The sequence below is a fragment of the Desulfurella sp. genome (genome assembly GCF_049977265.1).
Classification (GTDB): Bacteria; Campylobacterota_A; Desulfurellia; order Desulfurellales; family Desulfurellaceae; genus Desulfurella.
In genome coordinates, this window is sequence record NZ_JBMFGQ010000002.1 from 76,265 (window position 1) to 93,674 (window position 17,410).

Consider the following 17,410-nt stretch of genomic DNA (forward strand, 5'->3'; position numbering starts at 1 on the left):
CTTATGCCTCCTTTCTTTTTGTGTTTTTTAAAAAATTAATTAGTTTGTTACAAGACACATTGCCATCGTTTTTGACACCCGATATAACAGATACCGCAAATGGTTTAACGATCTTTATTGCCTGATGAATGTTGTCTGCATTTAGGCTACCAGCAAGTATAATTGGTTTTTGTGTTTTTAAGTTTATTATGGCTGCCTTTTGCCAGTTTTCTATGAGTTTTGATTTTTCTTTGTGTTGTGCGCAAACAAATATACAATCCACTATTTTATCCAATTTTGTAGCTTTATCCAGTGCATCTTCGAAATTTACATTAACAGGAGCAATAATTTTAATATTTTCAAAATGTTTTTTAATTAAAGCCAATGTATTTATTGATAAAGAGGTATCTTGAATCTGGAGCGTAATTTCTTTACCTAAAGTATCCATCAGGGCTTCTATTAATTTAAAATCTGCCACTTGCGTTATAAAAATTTTTTCTACACTGAATTGCTTTAGTGTTGACTTTAATTCTTCTAATTTTGATATATTTATTTTTATACCTACTCCATCTATTTCTATACCAGAAAGTATTTCAAATTCATTTAGTTTAATATCTGATACATAAACTTTTGGGTATGTCATTTTTACATTGCTGCTTGAATTTTTTTTCTTATTGTTTCTTCGCTTTCTTCAAGAGCTTTTTTAAGTAGCATTGCATCTTTTTTTGCCAATTCTTCTGGTAAAGAATTAGAAACACTCATTCTAAGTTTTAAAAAAGCTTTTAATGTGTCTTTATCAAGGTTTGAAGCTAACTTTAAGTTTGTTTTGCAAAGTTTTACATACTCATCATCCGTTGCTTTTTTTGAAACTTCCATAATTAATTCTTTTAAGTTTTTAAATTTTTCTTCATCTGTCATGGACAAAAGCTTTTCAAATATATTTTTCATTGTATTTTCCAGTTCCCTTGCATCTTGATTAACAAGTTTTACCACATCAATTTTTTCCATATGAAACCTCCTTTTAAAGTAATTTTCTTGCTGCTTTTGATATGCCTTCTGCTGTTGATGGATGCTGGTTGGCATATTCTGCAACATCTTTTAATTTTGCACCCTGTTGAATTAAAACACCAAGTTCTCCAATTAAAGTACTGGCATCTTCGCCTATTATCCATGCGCCTATAAGCTTTAATGATTTTGCGTCATAGAATTGTCTGATTTCTCCTTTGTTTTCTGTTAATATCTGAGCCTTAGCATCAAATGACAAATCAAAGCTAGTCTCTAATATGTCAATTCCCATTGTTTTTGCCTGATCTGGTAAAATGCCTACAAATGCAGCTTCTGGAAATGTGAATACAGAATTTGGAACACACGAGTAATCCATATAATCAATAGGTGTATTATTTGCCAAAATATTGTTTGCTGCAACTAAAGATTGTCTTGTGGCTGAGTGGAATAGCATTGATTTACCATTGATATCACCGCTTGAGTAAATGTGTTTTATGTTTGCTTGCATACTCGGGCTTGATTCTATACCTTTTTTTGTTATCTTTAAGCCTAAATTTTCAGCCCCTTTTGGTATTACAGGTACTCTGCCAAATGCCATCATTACTAAATCTGCCCTTGCTTGCATTTGTTGACCGTTTTGTTCGTAGAAAACACTGTAATCGTTTACATTTTTTTGAATTTTTATAAGTTTTGTTCCAAGTCTTATATCTATGTTGGGATCAAGCATGCTGTATAATTTTTTTGCAAATGTTTCATCCATTTCTGTTAATACCCTGTTGCTTCTTTGAATTACTGTAACTTTAGATCCAAGCTCATTAAATATTGTTGCAGTTTCAAGGCTAATGTAGCCTGCCCCAAGTATGATGATTGATTTTGGCAAATAATCTATTGGTGGATTTAATTTGTATATATCAGTGCTTGTTACACAATACTGGCTACCTTCAATAGGTAAAATAAATGGTTTTGCGCCACTTGCTATAATAATATAATCTGCATAGTATACTTTTTCGCCTTCATCAGTTAAAACTTTAATTCTATGTTCATCTAAAAATTCAGCTGTACCTTTTATAAGGGCAAGATTTGGTTTGGTTTCCTCGAGCTCCTGGGCGTGTTGAGTGTATCTTAGATTTTGAACACCATTTTTGTACTCAATAACCTTTTTATAGTCGCATACTATATCATTTGCAAAGATTCCAAACTGATGAGATTTTTTGAAATACCTGTAAAATGAAGCTGCTTGTCTTATAGATTTTGATGGAACACAACCTTCTGCCAAACAATTACCGCTCATAACACCCTTTTCGTCAACCATGATTACTCTTTTGCCTGCCTTTGCAAGCCTGAATGCTGCCGGGTAGGCACCAGCACCTGCGCCAATTGTTAACACATCTACCTTTTCTTCCATGAACTACCTCCTTTTCCTTTAAATAAAATTTATCTTTAAAATTTTCCAGCAATGCATCTTTTAAATGCATACAAAATTTAATCCTCTTATTAAAATTAGTCAAATTTAAGAATCTTATATTTATTATTAAAATAATTAATAAAATTGCACCATAAGCTATATAAATGTCTTATACAAATCAAATTTATTTATTGTAAGATTATTAAATCATAAAACTGCCACCATTTACAGGCAGATACTGACCACTCATGTAATCGGATAAATCGCTTGCCAAAAAAAGTACAACTTTTGCTACATCAATTGGTTCGCCTATGCGTTTTAGAGGTGTAAAATTAGCAATCATCTCTTTTTGTTCTTTGGGTTGATTAAAAGTAGCATCTGTATTTGTTAAGCCTGGTCCAACTACATTTACTCTAATACCAAACGGGCCTAGCTCTAAAGCAAGCGTTTTTGCCATAGCATCAACAGCACTTTTTGCTCCTGCATGAGCAAAAAAACCAAAAGCAGTTTGTCTTGAAAGCGAACTTGATATGTATATTAGTTTTCCATACTTCTGGTTTATCATATGGGTAACCACAGCTTTTGTGCAATTATAAAAAGCTTTTGTTTCGCCAACGATTTTTTCTTCTATGGATTTATAATCAAGCTCTAAAAATGGTTTTATTGGAAAATTTATATTTGCATTGTTGATTAATATATCAATTGAACCAAATTTTTCCAATGCTGTTTTTACCATTTCATTTACGCTCTCAAAATTTCTTACGTCTGCACGAAAGGATATGGCATTTCCGCCATTATCTTTAATGTAATTAACTACTTCTTGTGCTTTTTGCTCTGAATTGAAATAATTTACAACAACATTTGCACCAAAACTACCAAGAATTTTGGCACAACTGGCTCCAATACCTCTTGATGCGCCAGTAACAATTGCTACTTTTCCTGTTAAATCTAATTTTTTCATTCCAATGCCTCCTTTTTGGAAATTTTAGTAAATGATTATTGTTTTATTAAAATACACCTTATGAATTAATTATCAAGCAATCATATAAATTTAATAAGAATTTGTAGATAAAAATATTGCAGAAATATAAATTGTTTGGCTAGATTATAAGCCAAACAATTTATAAAGTATTATCCTTTTGCCATTTTTTTATTTTTTGCCAGGGCATATGATATAATCCAGGATAATACTGGAATTAAAAATGCTAAAATTCTTGAAAAAGATATACTTAATCCAATATTTTCCTGATATGCAACAACTGATAATGTTATAAAAAAAGAAATAAAAGCGATACCAAATGCAAACCTTACAGGATGACTTTTTGGAGTTTCCATATAATAGGTTGGCTGATTTGATTTAGACAATATAGGTACCAGAACAATAAAAAGCATAATTATTGAAGGTATTATAATTCCACCTATTGATTCTGGATCAATTACAGCACTTTTTGAAAGATGAATTACAAATGTGTTTGGTATAATTTTCAATAATCCATATATCCATAAAAAATACCAATCTGGTTTTACCATAGGTGTAGAATTTGTTGGAGGTCCAAAATATTGCGATGGATGTACTGGATAGAAAGAAGCAATAATAAATAAGAACCCAAATGTTATTAAGAATAAAAATATCATAAGTGTGGTTTGTTGTGGCCAAAGAGGTATACCTAAAATAGAACCTTCATAATCTTTTTTGTTTTCTTTTGGTTGTGTATGTTTCTGTTTTATCATTATAATTAAATGGGCTCCAAGCAATAGTGATATAATAAGAGGCATAATAACAACATGATATGCAAAAAATCTTGGTAAAACGCCAGGAGATGGAAATGCACCATTGAAAACAAAATTTGCCAGAGAATGTCCTATCCATGGGATTTGGGAAGCTAAATAATAGCCAATATTTGTAGCTGTCACAGAAAAAGCATCGTATGGTAATAAATATCCACTAAATGAAGCAAATATAGCTGAGCCTAAAAGCAAAAGTCCAATCCACCAGTTAATTTCTCTAGGTTTTTTATATGATCCAGAAAAGTATACCCTTAACAGGTGAAGCATGATGGAAGCTAAAAATAAATGGGCAGCAAAATGATGTACGTATCGGATTATCATGCCGAGAGGTTGAGCATTGATTGCAAGTATGCTAGCATAAGCAGCAGGCAGTTTTTGGCTTCCTACTTCTACTAATTTTGATGAAGCCTCATAGCCGAACAATAAGTATATACCCGTAATAACAAGAATAACAAAACTAAACAGTGCAATTTCTCCAAAAAAGTAAGTTGGATGTACGGGAAAAGCTTTTCTTAAAAATTTTTTATTGAATCTATCAAGATCTAATCTTTCATTTAGCCATTTATACATTTCGGCCCCCTAAACCATAGGTCCAACTGGACCATCAAAATCACCATCAGCTACAATTTCTTGGATTGTATTAAATTTTATGGGAAGTTGTGGCAGTGGTCTTGGAGCAGGACCAGAGACAACTTTAGCACCTTCAAATATATTGTACATACTCTGATGGCATGGGCAGAATATGTGAGGGTAGGGAGCTGGTGTTTGTGATTTCGGATGCCAGTCAACTGTGCAACCCATATGCGTGCATATAGCACTGTATGCCACAATGCCGTTTATAACCCAATTTAAATGTGTAGGTGCTTTAAACTCAGCTTGTTCTTCATGTATTATCATAATTAAATTTAGGTGTTCTTCTTTACCTAAAGGAAAGGCTAATGCGCCTTTGTCTAATTTTAGAGACTCTTGAGTAATTGTTTGACCTTTTTTGGGCCCCATCGCATAAACAAGTTTATCGCCAGGTGTTATAGGTTTTCTTTCATTTGCCTTAGAGCTTTGGGGTTTTATTGTGCCAAAAGAACTTAGCATAGCTCCAAGCAAACTAACGCTTGCAACACCTATGCTTGCTTTTAATATCTTTCTTCTGGTTATGCAAGATTTACACGTTGGGTTTTCTTGATCAAGCGGATTTTTTATTTCGCTCATTATATTCCTCCTACCATGGAATTTCATCTTTTATATCTTGCGTTATTACTTCATCGTCTATATTAAATTTTCTGTAAAATAAAACAATTAGTGCCATTAAAATAAAATTGAATCCTATGCTCAAGCCAATTATGGAATTTACAGTGCCAGAATATAGCTCAACTATAACGTATGCTGCACAGACTACTTCTGCAATGATTAGTGTCATTATAAACAAAAATGAAAATATACTTGGGTTATCTTTTTTTATTAGTTCTGGCTTGTTGGTATTTTTTTCTATGTAAGTAGATGCTAAGCCTATTATTCCAACAATAATAAATAATAATGACCATGCGATTAATCCTATCTGGTAAGAAGTTAAGTGTGATGCAATCATATAGGATTTGTGTTTTGCGTTTTTGCTAAAAAAGTTTATATGGACTTCATTATGATTTGGACCATGGTATTTTGTAAAATCTTTACCATCAGAGTAAGCAAGCATTACAGTCATATCTTTGTTTGCTATGGTTTTGTCGTGCAATCCGCAAGATTTTAAATTTCTTTCAAAGCTCAAAATAGTTCCATCAGGTGTTGATTCACCTTTATATGATAAAATGCAATCTTTGCCACCTGCCTGTGTTATAGGCTCATGAGAATATGGTGTGTTTGCGTATTCTTCATTTATATATGTTTTTCCATTTTTAACAAAACCCATAAAAATATCGGCACCATTCATTACAGGGCCTTTCGGATTAAAACCAATACCTACCCATCCTTTACCAGGAGATTCTAGTGCAAAATGAATTTTACTTTTATCAATTTTCCAGAATACGTTAATTTTTGTTTTTTCATCAAAAAAGTGATTCGTATATTTTGTTCCAAGCACACTCATGCTGACGTGAGGTTTTTGATTATTGTGTATAATTTCGTAGGTTGTAAAACCTAAAATAATTATACCGATAACAAAAAAAATAATTGAGATTTTTAAGTATCTTGTCATTTCTACCTCCTTTTGTCATTAGTACAATTATAGAACGATGATTGTTTTTTAAAATCGGACATTCTTGATTAATGAAGTTGAACTTTACCTACAATCGTAAAAGTAGTGTACTAAAATAACCTACTTTTGTATAATTGCATATGTTTTTCTTTTATATGGCAAAAGTATCAAAAAAGATGATAAACCAAGAAGTATAAATCCTATAAGTATTATATAACTACCAGGATCTTTTGATGCTGAAATTAGACTAACAAAAGTTTCATGTGCACTTAGAAAATGAATGCTATTTGAAGCAACATTCACCGATTGATTTTCAAAAAGCCATCCACTGGCATAGCCTTTCGATGTAAATACATATAAATTTGATACAAACTGTGAATTATAGTGTTGCAAGTTTTTTAAATACAAAGTAATATTGCCAATTTTTTTAAGTTTATGCAAGTATAGTTTGCTTGATTTATTATTGACTGTAATGTTGATAAAGGTTTTAGACTTATCTGGCATATAGCTTGATTGGTAAAACCAAATTCCATTGTATTTGAATGGATGATTTACTCTTATACTAAACAGTATTTTTTTATTTTTATCTAAAATCAAACCAGTAGTTTTGTATTCTTTTGGTATGCTGCCTTTTTTATAATATTCTACAATAAAACCTTTGCTTTCTATATAAAAAGGTAATGTAGTGGTGTGTGAATTTAGTAAATAGACTGTGTTTGTAGGTTCATTTTTGTTTAATACCACCATACCTCTAAATCCAAAAAAACTTGTTATCAAAGCGCCAATCGCAATTACTAATATAGATAAATGTATAAAGTAAACAGCAAATTTTCTGATCGGATGTTTGTGAACAAGTATAATGTTGTTTTTTTCATAAAAAAATAGCCTTTTTATTTTTAATAATTGCTTTAAATGGTCTTTTTTATTTTCTGGATTTTTAAATTTGAAATTTTTTTGCGCTTTAGTGGGAACTTCAAATAGCCTTTTCGTCTTTAGTATAAGGCTTACAGTGCAACTTATCAGATTCAACATGAACAAAATAATTGCTAACTTGAAATAAAAAGTGTAATAAATATTGTACATACCAATAGATTTTAAAAATGTCGGGTACAAAGATTGCAAGCTCGATATGGCAATCATTAAAGCTATACAAATAAGCAAAAAGATTGTTAAATTCATAGATTTTAAAAAAGCGTAGATTTTATTTAGATGCATAGCTATGAAGTCCTGGCATTATAAAATTTACACCTAAATACGTAATCATAATAGATATAAATCCAACTAACGCAAGGTAAGATAGGAAACGTATGTTTTTACCTTTTATATTATAATGAATATAAATAAGATACACTATCCAGGTAATCAAACTCCATATTTCCTTTGGGTCCCAACTCCAGTAGCCACCCCATGCATATTTTGCCCAAATTGAACCTGTAATTATTCCTGTAGTTAACAGCGGGAAACCAATATAAACAGGTTTTATTAGCGTATCTTTTGAAACATTTTTAGTAGATTTGTGAAAGTATATTAATATAGTAAGGGCTATAAAGAAAGTTAAAATGCCAGTTATTAAAATATTATAGCTTAAAAAATATCGTATAATTGAAGTAAACAATCCAGATAATAAAGCTCCAAAGAAAATAGAGCCAACAATATAGTCACTTTTAAATTTTGATGTATACAAAATATATACGCCTATTAAAAAATTGATTGAAAAGGCTGCATATGCAAGAAAAGATGTGATAACATGTATTGCTAACCAATTACTTTTAAGTGCAGGAATTAAAGGTTCGATATTTTCGCTAAAGCCTGCTATTGATAAGCCAAACAAAGTGAAACTAATTAATAGTGATGAAAAAAGTACAATAAATGCTTTACTTTTTTTTATTAGTATAACTTGAAATAGTGCAATACAAAGAGCGAAAAAAACAAAAGAGGTAAAAGCATCTGTTACTGGTATATGTCCTGCTTTATGCCATCTGTAGAAAAAATAAATTAAATTTTCTATAAAAGATACTATAAACAAAAACTTAGCAGATAATTGAAGTTTTTGAGATTTTACAACAATTCCGATAAACATAAATAATGCAGAAAATAAATATGAAAAGCTTATGATGGAAAATAAAAGCTTCATAAAACCCCTTAATTTTTTAAAATACCTATTTTTAAAGCCAATTTGATAAAATCGGACTTATTTTCTATGTTTAATTTCTCAAAAGCACGCGTTTTGTAGGTAGAAACAGTTTTTTCACTTATATAGTATTTTAATGCTATTTCCCTGTTTGTAAAACCTCTAGCAAAATCTACCATTACTTCTTTTTCCCTATCACTTAATTTATTCCATAGTTGTTTTTCAACAGATACGTTTTGAGTATCACTATTGTTTATCATTTGAGATATAAATTGAGATTCAGCAAACATTTCGCCACTATTGACTTTTTTTATAGCATATATTAAATCGGAATCCATAGATTTTTTCAATACAAACCCTGATGCCCCCTTATTTATAGCTTCTTTGAAGTATTCGTAATCATCATACATTGTTAAAATGATAATTTTTGAAGAGGGTGAAATTTCCTTGATTTGTTCTATGTAATTTAAGCCATTTTCGCCACTTATTGCAATATCCAACAAAACTATGCGTGGTTTTTTATCTCTAATAATATTTACAGCTTCTTTTACTGATGATGCTAAACCCACAACATCAATTTCTTTGTAGAAAGATAACAAACTTTGCAAGCCAGCCAATAATATTTTGTGGTCGTCAATAATAACAATTGATATTGTTTTCATAGTTGCACCTCGAACGATACTATTGTACCTTCATTGAGTTTTGAAGATATATTCAGTTTTCCATCTAAAACGGAACATCGCTCTTTCATCATCACAATGCCAAAATGTTGATCTTTTTGTACTTCAAGATTATTAATTTCAAAACCTACACCATCATCCTTTATTGAGCCATAGATTTTGTTGTTATTTGTGTATACACTAATGTAAATATTACTTGATTTGGAATATTTTATTGAGTTTATTACTGCTTCTTGAATTACTCTGAAAATGCAAGTTGACACATCACTGTTTAATTTTTTGGTATCTAAATTTTCTATATCTAATCGGATATTAAAGTTAGATTTTTTTTGTATATTAAATACAAAATTTTTTAATGCTGACGCCAAACCTAACGTATCCAAAGAAATTGGTCTTAGATTAAAGCATATGTCGTGTATATTTGTTAGTTCATTTGATATGAGATTACTTAGTGAATCAATTTCGTTATTGTGTCCTATGTTTCTTCTTAGTATATCCAGTTGTAGTTTTATATATACCAATGTTTGAGAGAGTTGGTCGTGTAGCTCTTGTGCAATTTTTTTCTTTTCTTCTTCTTGTATACTAATTAATCTTTTTATAAGATTTGATATTATGTTTTGTTGTTTTTTAATTTCTTCTTCGTGTTTTTGCAAGTTATTGCTCATTGCGTTAAATGAATCAAAAAGCAGTCCAATTTCATCATTTCGAAGCAATTTATTAACTTTAACTTGTTGATAATTACCATTGTGAATTGATTCAATAGCTTTACGCAATGTTTTTATTGGTTTTATAAATGTATTTAAAAAAATCATAGATATTAAAATCAATACAAAACCGCCAAACAAAAAAAGCAGTATAATTTTTTTTAAAAAATTTAAAAAAAACAGATCAGCGTCTTTCAAAGACACGCCTATGAGCACGCTTGATGCATTGTTAATTGATGTTTTAATGAGAAAAAGCCTCGTATTGTTTAATTTAATGATTTTTCTATCATTTTCAGAAAATAAACTCCTATACTCATTTTTATTACATAGTATGTTACCTGTTTGAGTTTTTACACAAGCGACTTGTATAAATGGACTTCCAATGATTGTTGCTTTAAGTATTTCTTGTATTCTTTTAACATCATTTTGTTTTGACGGAGTGGATAATTCAATTTTTAGTTCTTCAGCTTTTTTTTTACCAAACCCTTCAAAAAGCTTATAATACTTATTTTGAAATTGGCAGTACTCAAAAAGGACAACAACTACACTTAATAACAAAATCACTATCAAAAAAAGCAGTATAGTTTTATAGAACAAAGATATTCTGTATTTTTTAGTCACAAAAATTTTTTAACCACAAAAAAATTTAATAAGACTCAATTTCTTTTTTTATAAAATTTACACAGTTATTCTCAAAATAGCCATTAGACGGAATCATATACTCTGCATTATTATTTTTTGAAGTGATTATATAGTATTTTGGTATAAATTCTAAGAGTGTTTTGTCTTTTACACTTGTAGCAAATATTACCATATAAAAGTTCCAAGCTACAACACCTTCTAATGAGGATTTGATATTTGTATATTTTGATATTTGTGTGGGAAAACTTGTAGAGTAATACTGGGCTACATTAGAAGAAATATCAACCTCTATAAGCCCCTCTTTCATGCTAGATTTTCTGATATGATAATTATTTATTTCAACAAACTTTAGCAAAGCTTGCCAAACTTTATCGTATGGTGCGTTAATAAACACCCTTTCTCTGATTAGATGTACTTTTTTGTTCGTTTGTGTATTTAAAATATTGCTTAAATTCACTTCACTCGAGCTTGATTTGTATTCTTTTTTTACCTCCTGGATGGTTTTTTCGTGAGGTTTTTGAAATAAATAAGGTGAGTTTGTATGCGGATAAACAAGACCATTCTCAACACTAGTAGAGCAAGATGATATTGCAAAACACGATAAAACTGCAAATAGAAGTTTATACTTCATAAAAACCTCATTTTTTAAGCGTATGCAAAAATGCAGATATATCTTCTATATTTTGCACATTGCTCAATTGTGGGTTTGATGATCTTACAGGCTTCATCATGCCTACATTGTTAAGAGCCCACTCAATTTTTTTTACAGATTGATCAACTATGTTTGGACCTACATTGCCTTGCGCGTTACTGCCATGACATGGCGCACAGATAGATTCAAATAACTGTCTTCCGTGTTGCACATTTGCCGCATATGAAGAAACAGGTGTTGCTGCGATTAGTGCAGCTAAACAAAAAAAATACTTTTTCATAATAAGCACCTCCGTGATTAACTTAATTAATTATAAAATATACTTTTTTTGGAATTTTTAAATCAGAAAAAATCGATTTTTTGTAAGAATTATTCTTACAACCCCCAAGGTAAACTTAGGGGTTGTAATTCATAAGGAGGATTGGCTAAGCATGAAAAAAGCTTAAAAAGCGTATTGGAGCATGACCTTAGTTGTATTATAATCTGATGCATTTCCACCCGTAGCTGCAACATCTGGGTTATCTTTATTGTAAATATCTTCTTCAAGACGCAGATTTACATTTTGATATGGGTACCATGAAAGTCCTACGGCTTCGCCTGATGCATTTAAATCTTTCAACTCAGATGAATGCTGATAAGTATATTTTGCATATATTCCATATGTTCTGTTGTAGTAATAATCTGCATTTATACTAAGGTTATTTGCAGCGACTGCCGATCCGTTAATTAATTGTCCGTTATAAATGTCGTGTCCATAAAAAGTTCCATTTCTATCATGTATGAAAGAGGCAAATATTTCAAAAAGATTGTGAGAGCTAATGTACTGTAATTGGCCGTCTATACCATATTCTTTTACCGAATCAGCATACTGACCGTTTGGACCTGGAGCTTCGTTTGAACTCATATCTTCATGTCCGAAATATCCAAATGTTCCAATTTCGGTATAAATGTGATCAAACTCTGGAAAAAAATATGCCAGTCTTCCATATTCGTCTACATTAGATGTTCCATCAAATGTAGCTGTAGCTGATCCTGGATCGTTTAAAACAACATAAGATGGTGAAGTTTTGCCTACTTGACCGCTTGTTGGGTGATATAGGCCAAAAGCTGCATATAGTCCTCCATGAGTAAATCCGCCAAGCATTGCGTAAATTTCGCCACCCTCTAAAGGACTAGGAGCAAACGCTTCAAAAAACCTATTTCTTGAGCTCATTCCACCTAAAAACCCATGCAACAGGGCACCCCAGTTGCCAACAGAATTTGTTGGATCACTAAATCCTACCATATCTTCACCTCTTAATCCGAAGGTTAAATTATATGGTCCTAATTTCTCATTTGGTCCAATCAATGCTAGATCAAAACCACCCAGCGTCAGTGACCCGCCTTCATCATTAATACCAGTTAGTTCTGTAAATGTGCCTATATTTGGTGCTATTTCACCAGCAAAATACAAACTTGAACCTTTAACCCAATTAAATTTTGTTTTACTTGGTACATTTGATCCACCTTGCATGTGCGAGTATTGTGATTTAACTCTTAGAGAAAGCATTGGAATTTGATTTACCGCCAGGTTTGGCAAAAAGCCCTCTTCTTTTGCTTGCTGTTTGTATTGATCTCTCGAAAATTTTATTAACTTAGAATAATCGTATGTGTAACCATGAAGTTTAAAATCTCTTCCAAAAGGCGTAAGATGAGGAAATACTGTATGACAAACATCACAAGATAAACCAGTTTGTCTAGAAAAAGAAGGGATAGCTTTAGCTTTTTTTGCAAAGCTTAGCATGCTTAGCGCAACTAATAAAAAAAACAGTAATAACTTTGTAAACCGTAAGTTTTTTGGCATAACTTACCTCCTTCATAAATTTTTTAAAATAATATAGTTATTTGGAATTGTTTTGAATCGGAAATTCTATATTTATTTGTAAGAATAATAATTTTTAATGTAAGAATACTTATTTTAGTATTGTTGAATAATTCCTATTGACAATCAAGCAGTAAAATGTTAATAAATTAAGTTAGTTTATTGATAACCTTTGAGGTGCTTTTATGAAAACAGAAACCATTTTACTCCATTATGGCTATAAGCCAGACACTACCAGCTCACAAGCTGTGCCTATATACCAAACTTCATCTTATAGATTTGATTCTATACAAGATGCTCGGGATTTATTTAATCTCAACAAAGAAGGCAATATTTACACAAGAATAGGTAATCCTACTGTGTCAGTGTTGGAGAGCAGGCTCGCAGCAATGCATAATGCCAAAGGCGCACTTTCGGTATCGTCTGGTCAAGCGGCTATTCTATATTCAATTTTAAATTTAGCTTCATATGGCAATAACATTGTAAGTAGTAAATATTTATATGGTGGTACTTATAATTTATTCAAGTACACATTAAAAAAATTTGGTATAGATGTAAAATTTGCCCAAACCAACGAATCTAATGATTTTGAAAAACTTATAGACAAAAATACAAAAGCTATTTATATTGAATCTATCGGTAACCCTACAAATAGGATAGCTGAATTTGAAGAGCTATCCAGTATTGCTCACAATTTCAACATACCACTAATAGTAGATAATACTGTAAGTCCATTAATATTTAACCCATTTGATTTTGGAGCTGATTTAATTGTTTATTCTTTAACAAAATTTATTAGCGGAAATGGTACAAGCATTGGTGGTGCAATTGTCGAAAAGGGCGATTTTAATTGGAATAACCCAAAATTCAAAGATGAATTTGATTTTGATGAGTCTTATCATGGTATTTCGTATATTGAAAAGTTTATAACATCTGGTGTTTTTGTGACAAAAACGAGATTACAGCTATTAAGAGATATAGGCGCTTGTATTTCACCATTCAACGCATTTTTAATATTACTTGGCCTGGAAACACTACCGCTTCGTATTGAAAAACATTGTAAAAATGCGTCAAAAGTAGCAAAATTTTTGTCAGTACACCCCAAAGTTAATTGGGTAAATCATTTATCCCTTCCAGATCATCCAGATTATAAATTAGCAAATAAATATTTTAAAAAAGGTTTTGGAAGCATTATTGGGTTTGGTTCAAATGGCGGTTTTGAAAAAGCAAAAGCTTTTGTTGAAAACTTAAAATTGATAGTTCACCTTGCAAACATAGGTGACGCACGAAGTTTAATCATACATCCAGCGAGCACTACACATAGCCAGCTTACAAAAGAAGAACTTGATCAGGCCCTAATAAGTGTAGATTTTTTAAGGTTATCTGTAGGCATTGAAAATATTGATGACATTATTGAGGATTTAGAACAAGCATTAGGTAGTATATGAGTTTAGTCTTATCTGTCAATATTAGCAAAACTAAAGGTGTTTCAAAAAAACCTATAGATAAAGCAATTGCTATCAAAGGCTATGGGTTATTTGGCGATGCTCATGCCTGCAAAGATTCAAATAGGCAAATCAGTTTATTGGACTTTGATGAAGTGATGGTATTTAAAGATGTTTTGCATTTTGGGTCTTTTGCTGAAAATATAACTACAAGAGGGTTAAATGTTGAATCAGTTTCGCTTGACTCAATGTTAAAAATAGGCTCCATAATAGTGTTAGTAACACAAATTGGTAAAACCTGCAACAATGCTTGCAATATAAAAAAACTTTTAGGTTCCTGTATAATGCCAAAAAAGGGGGTTTTTGGGGTAGTTTTAAAAGGAGGATTAATAAAACCAAACATGCCTATAGAGGTATTAAATGGAGAAAATTTTTACAATAGATAAGCCGTTGAATCTTGAATGTAAAAGAACGCTTTATCCCCCAATCCATATTGCTTATGAAACATATGGTACGTTAAATAACGACAAAACAAATGCGATACTTGTATGCCATGCACTGACTGGTAGCGCATGTGCTTACTCTGAGAATACTGACAAAAAAGGATTTTGGGATGTTATCATAGGGCCTAACAAAGCGATTGATATTAATAAGTATTTTGTAATTAGTTCTAATGTGTTAGGCAGTTGTTATGGTTCAAGTGGCCCAAGCTCAATAAACCCTAAGAAAAATAAGCCGTATGCTTTAGATTTTCCTATTGTTACAATAAAAGATATGATTGATGCTCAAAGGTTACTTATAGAAAGCCTAGGAATTAAAAAACTTTTGTGCGTAATAGGAGGTTCTATGGGTGGTATGCAAGTGTTACAATGGGCAAAAACTTATCCTCATATGGTTAGGTCTGCTGTTGCAATAGCCACCACCTATAGACATAATGCTGTGCAAATTGCATTTAATGAGGTAGCAAGGCAAGCTGTTATAAATGATCCACTTTGGATGGGAGGAAACTACTATGGTGTAGATTTTCCAAAGTATGGTCTGTCAATAGCACGAATGGTTGGACATATAACTTATTTAAGTCAAAATTCGATGGAAAAAAAATTTGGGAGAAATTTGGTAAGAGATAAGCTAGATTTTAATTTTTCTGTTAATTTTCAAGTAGAAAGCTATTTACACTATAAAGGTGAGCAGTTTACACAACGCTTTGATGCTAATTCTTTTTTATATTTAACTAAGGCAATAGATTATTTTGATTTACAGCAAGACTGTCCAAGCTTAGAAGATGCTTTAGCTCAGTCAATAAACATAAAGTTTTTAGTTATTTCCTTTTCATCTGATTGGCTATACCCAAAAGAACAATCTAAGCGCATAGTAAATGCTCTAGAGTCTATTGGCGCAGATGTTAGTTATAAAAATATAAATTACGATTTAGGACATGATTCTTTTTTGTTAGAAGCTGTAGAGCAAAATTTTATTATAGGTAATTTTTTGAAATTTTTATGAGAAAAGATTTTAAAGTTATTTTTTCGCTTGTAAATGAAAATTCAAAAGTATTGGATTTAGGCTGTGGAAATGGAGCATTACTTGAGCTTTTAGTTAAAAAGAAGAAAATAAGCGCTAAAGGTATCGAAATAGACTCAAGTAAAGCTTCAGAGGCCATAGCTAAAGGTATAAGTGTATATGAAGGTGATATGTTTGAGATTCTTCCTAATTACAAAACAAAATCATACGATTATGTAATTTTAAGTCAAACTCTTCAGGAGGTGTTTGACCCGCATTCTATACTTATTGAAGCTTTAAGAGTGGGAAGATACGTTATAGTCAGTTTTCCAAATTTTGGTTATTTAAACAATAGACTAAATATACTTTTTAAAGGCAATATTAAAAATAAAGAGCTTTTTGATTATTGTTGGCACGAAAGAAAAAATTTTCATCCGTTGACGATTTTTGAATTTGAGAATTACTGTTTTAAAAATAACATAAAATTAAGCAAAAGAATTTATCTTTACAATACTTTTTTGTTTAAATCAAATCCTAATATATTTGCTAAATATGCTGTATTTGTTTTAGAATTGTAATATTTAAAAAATTAATTTGCCATTGACAAAATAGTTTTGTTTATATAAAATATAGTAAGTTAATAACTAATTATTTGGAGGTTTTATGAGGCGCCTTGTTATTTTAGGTGGTGGTGCTGGTGGAGCAATGATGTTAAATAAGTTTTACAATGTTTTGGATAAAAATGAGTGGCAATTTACAATTATTGATGAATACGAAACTCATTATTATCAACCAGGTTTTTTGTTTATACCATTTGGTATGTATACAAAAAAAGATGTCATTAGACCAAAAAGAGATTTTTTCCCGCCAGGCGTTGAAGTTATTCTTGAAAAAATCCAACTAATAGATCCAGATAAAAATAGAGTTATTTTAAGTAATAATGCAGTTGTACCTTACGATTATTTAATTATAGCAACGGGTTGTAAAATTGATCCCAGTGAAACCGAAGGCTTAAAAGATGATTTGTGGCACAATAGCATTTTTGATTTTTATACGATAGAAGGTGCTTTAAAGTTAGCTAATTTTTTTAGACACTTTGATGAAGGAAAATTGGTTTTGCACATTACTGAAATGCCAATTAAATGTCCGGTTGCGCCTCTTGAGTTTGTATTTTTAGCAGATTGGTTTTTTACAAAAAAAGGGGTTAGGGATAAAGTTGAAATCAGTTTTGTTACTCCATTGCCAGGCGCTTTTACAAAACCAAAAGCTGCAAGCGTGTTAGGTGATTTTTTGCAGAAAAAAAATATTCAGTTAATTCCAGATTTCAGCATAGAGCGTGTGGATAATGAAAATAAACAAATAATATCTTACGATAATATTAAAGTAAATTTTGATTGTTTGGTTAGTATACCAACAAATAAAGGAGATGAGGT

General features: G+C 31.0%; 19 protein-coding genes. 5 read left to right on the top strand and 14 right to left on the bottom strand.

Annotated elements, in window-relative coordinates:
* Nucleotide 1: 1 nt before the first annotated feature.
* The 14 genes from ACP5FO_RS01090 to ACP5FO_RS01155 form a co-directional block, all read right to left on the bottom strand.
* Nucleotides 2-622: a hypothetical protein gene (locus tag ACP5FO_RS01090; protein WP_428156883.1), complete on the bottom strand. Its 621-nt coding sequence runs from the start codon at nt 620-622 to the stop codon at nt 2-4.
* A gap of 2 nt (nt 623-624) precedes the next feature.
* Entirely contained in the window at nt 625-987 is a 363-nt protein-coding gene (locus tag ACP5FO_RS01095; RefSeq protein ID WP_287005840.1) for a hypothetical protein, read from the bottom strand.
* Nucleotides 988-1,000: 13 nt separating this feature from the next.
* On the bottom strand, nt 1,001-2,389 hold the full coding sequence (locus ACP5FO_RS01100) for a dihydrolipoyl dehydrogenase (RefSeq protein ID WP_428156884.1): 1,389 nt from the start codon (nt 2,387-2,389) through the stop codon (nt 1,001-1,003).
* Nucleotides 2,390-2,591: 202 nt separating this feature from the next.
* Entirely contained in the window at nt 2,592-3,350 is a 759-nt protein-coding gene (locus ACP5FO_RS01105) for an SDR family NAD(P)-dependent oxidoreductase (protein ID WP_428156885.1), read from the bottom strand.
* A gap of 170 nt (nt 3,351-3,520) precedes the next feature.
* Nucleotides 3,521-4,747 carry a cytochrome b gene (locus ACP5FO_RS01110; RefSeq protein WP_428102480.1) on the bottom strand — a complete coding sequence of 409 codons (1,227 nt, stop codon included), beginning with the start codon at nt 4,745-4,747 and terminating at the stop codon, nt 3,521-3,523.
* Between the two features lie 9 nt (nt 4,748-4,756).
* Nucleotides 4,757-5,383 carry a ubiquinol-cytochrome c reductase iron-sulfur subunit gene (locus ACP5FO_RS01115; protein WP_428105983.1) on the bottom strand — a complete coding sequence of 209 codons (627 nt, stop codon included), beginning with the start codon at nt 5,381-5,383 and terminating at the stop codon, nt 4,757-4,759.
* 10 nt (nt 5,384-5,393) lie between these two features.
* Nucleotides 5,394-6,362 carry a DOMON domain-containing protein gene (locus ACP5FO_RS01120; protein ID WP_428105987.1) on the bottom strand — a complete coding sequence of 323 codons (969 nt, stop codon included), beginning with the start codon at nt 6,360-6,362 and terminating at the stop codon, nt 5,394-5,396.
* A 120-nt stretch (nt 6,363-6,482) separates the two neighbouring features.
* Complete coding sequence (locus ACP5FO_RS01125; protein WP_428156886.1) at nt 6,483-7,541, bottom strand: cytochrome c biogenesis protein ResB; 1,059 nt, start codon at nt 7,539-7,541, stop codon at nt 6,483-6,485.
* Nucleotides 7,542-7,563: 22 nt separating this feature from the next.
* The gene (gene ccsB, locus ACP5FO_RS01130) at nt 7,564-8,496 is read right to left on the bottom strand and encodes a c-type cytochrome biogenesis protein CcsB (RefSeq protein WP_428156887.1); all 933 of its coding nucleotides are present in this window, start codon (nt 8,494-8,496) and stop codon (nt 7,564-7,566) included.
* An 8-nt stretch (nt 8,497-8,504) separates the two neighbouring features.
* Nucleotides 8,505-9,155: a response regulator gene (locus ACP5FO_RS01135; protein ID WP_428106000.1), complete on the bottom strand. Its 651-nt coding sequence runs from the start codon at nt 9,153-9,155 to the stop codon at nt 8,505-8,507.
* Nucleotides 9,152-10,441 carry a histidine kinase gene (locus ACP5FO_RS01140; RefSeq protein ID WP_428156888.1) on the bottom strand — a complete coding sequence of 430 codons (1,290 nt, stop codon included), beginning with the start codon at nt 10,439-10,441 and terminating at the stop codon, nt 9,152-9,154. Before ACP5FO_RS01140 ends, ACP5FO_RS01135 begins: the two co-directional genes overlap by 4 nt.
* An 82-nt stretch (nt 10,442-10,523) precedes the next feature.
* The gene (locus ACP5FO_RS01145; protein WP_428106007.1) at nt 10,524-11,150 is read right to left on the bottom strand and encodes a hypothetical protein; all 627 of its coding nucleotides are present in this window, start codon (nt 11,148-11,150) and stop codon (nt 10,524-10,526) included.
* A gap of 7 nt (nt 11,151-11,157) precedes the next feature.
* On the bottom strand, nt 11,158-11,451 hold the full coding sequence (locus ACP5FO_RS01150; RefSeq protein WP_428106011.1) for a c-type cytochrome: 294 nt from the start codon (nt 11,449-11,451) through the stop codon (nt 11,158-11,160).
* Between the two features lie 162 nt (nt 11,452-11,613).
* On the bottom strand, nt 11,614-13,014 hold the full coding sequence (locus tag ACP5FO_RS01155) for a hypothetical protein (RefSeq protein ID WP_428106013.1): 1,401 nt from the start codon (nt 13,012-13,014) through the stop codon (nt 11,614-11,616).
* Nucleotides 13,015-13,217: 203 nt separating this feature from the next.
* Here ACP5FO_RS01155 and ACP5FO_RS01160 point away from each other — a divergent pair, with 203 nt between their 5' ends.
* From ACP5FO_RS01160 to ACP5FO_RS01180, 5 genes are all read left to right on the top strand, one after another.
* Nucleotides 13,218-14,480: an O-acetylhomoserine aminocarboxypropyltransferase/cysteine synthase family protein gene (locus ACP5FO_RS01160; protein WP_428106015.1), complete on the top strand. Its 1,263-nt coding sequence runs from the start codon at nt 13,218-13,220 to the stop codon at nt 14,478-14,480.
* Entirely contained in the window at nt 14,477-14,923 is a 447-nt protein-coding gene (locus ACP5FO_RS01165) for an MOSC domain-containing protein (RefSeq protein ID WP_428106018.1), read from the top strand. The genes ACP5FO_RS01160 and ACP5FO_RS01165 overlap by 4 nt, the downstream gene beginning before the upstream one ends.
* Entirely contained in the window at nt 14,898-15,980 is a 1,083-nt protein-coding gene (gene metX / locus ACP5FO_RS01170; protein ID WP_428106020.1) for a homoserine O-acetyltransferase MetX, read from the top strand. The genes ACP5FO_RS01165 and metX overlap by 26 nt, the downstream gene beginning before the upstream one ends.
* Complete coding sequence (metW, locus tag ACP5FO_RS01175; RefSeq protein WP_428106024.1) at nt 15,977-16,555, top strand: methionine biosynthesis protein MetW; 579 nt, start codon at nt 15,977-15,979, stop codon at nt 16,553-16,555. The genes metX and metW overlap by 4 nt, the downstream gene beginning before the upstream one ends.
* 85 nt (nt 16,556-16,640) lie before the next feature.
* The coding region (locus ACP5FO_RS01180; protein WP_428156889.1) for an NAD(P)/FAD-dependent oxidoreductase at nt 16,641-17,410 on the top strand (770 nt) is incomplete at its 3' end.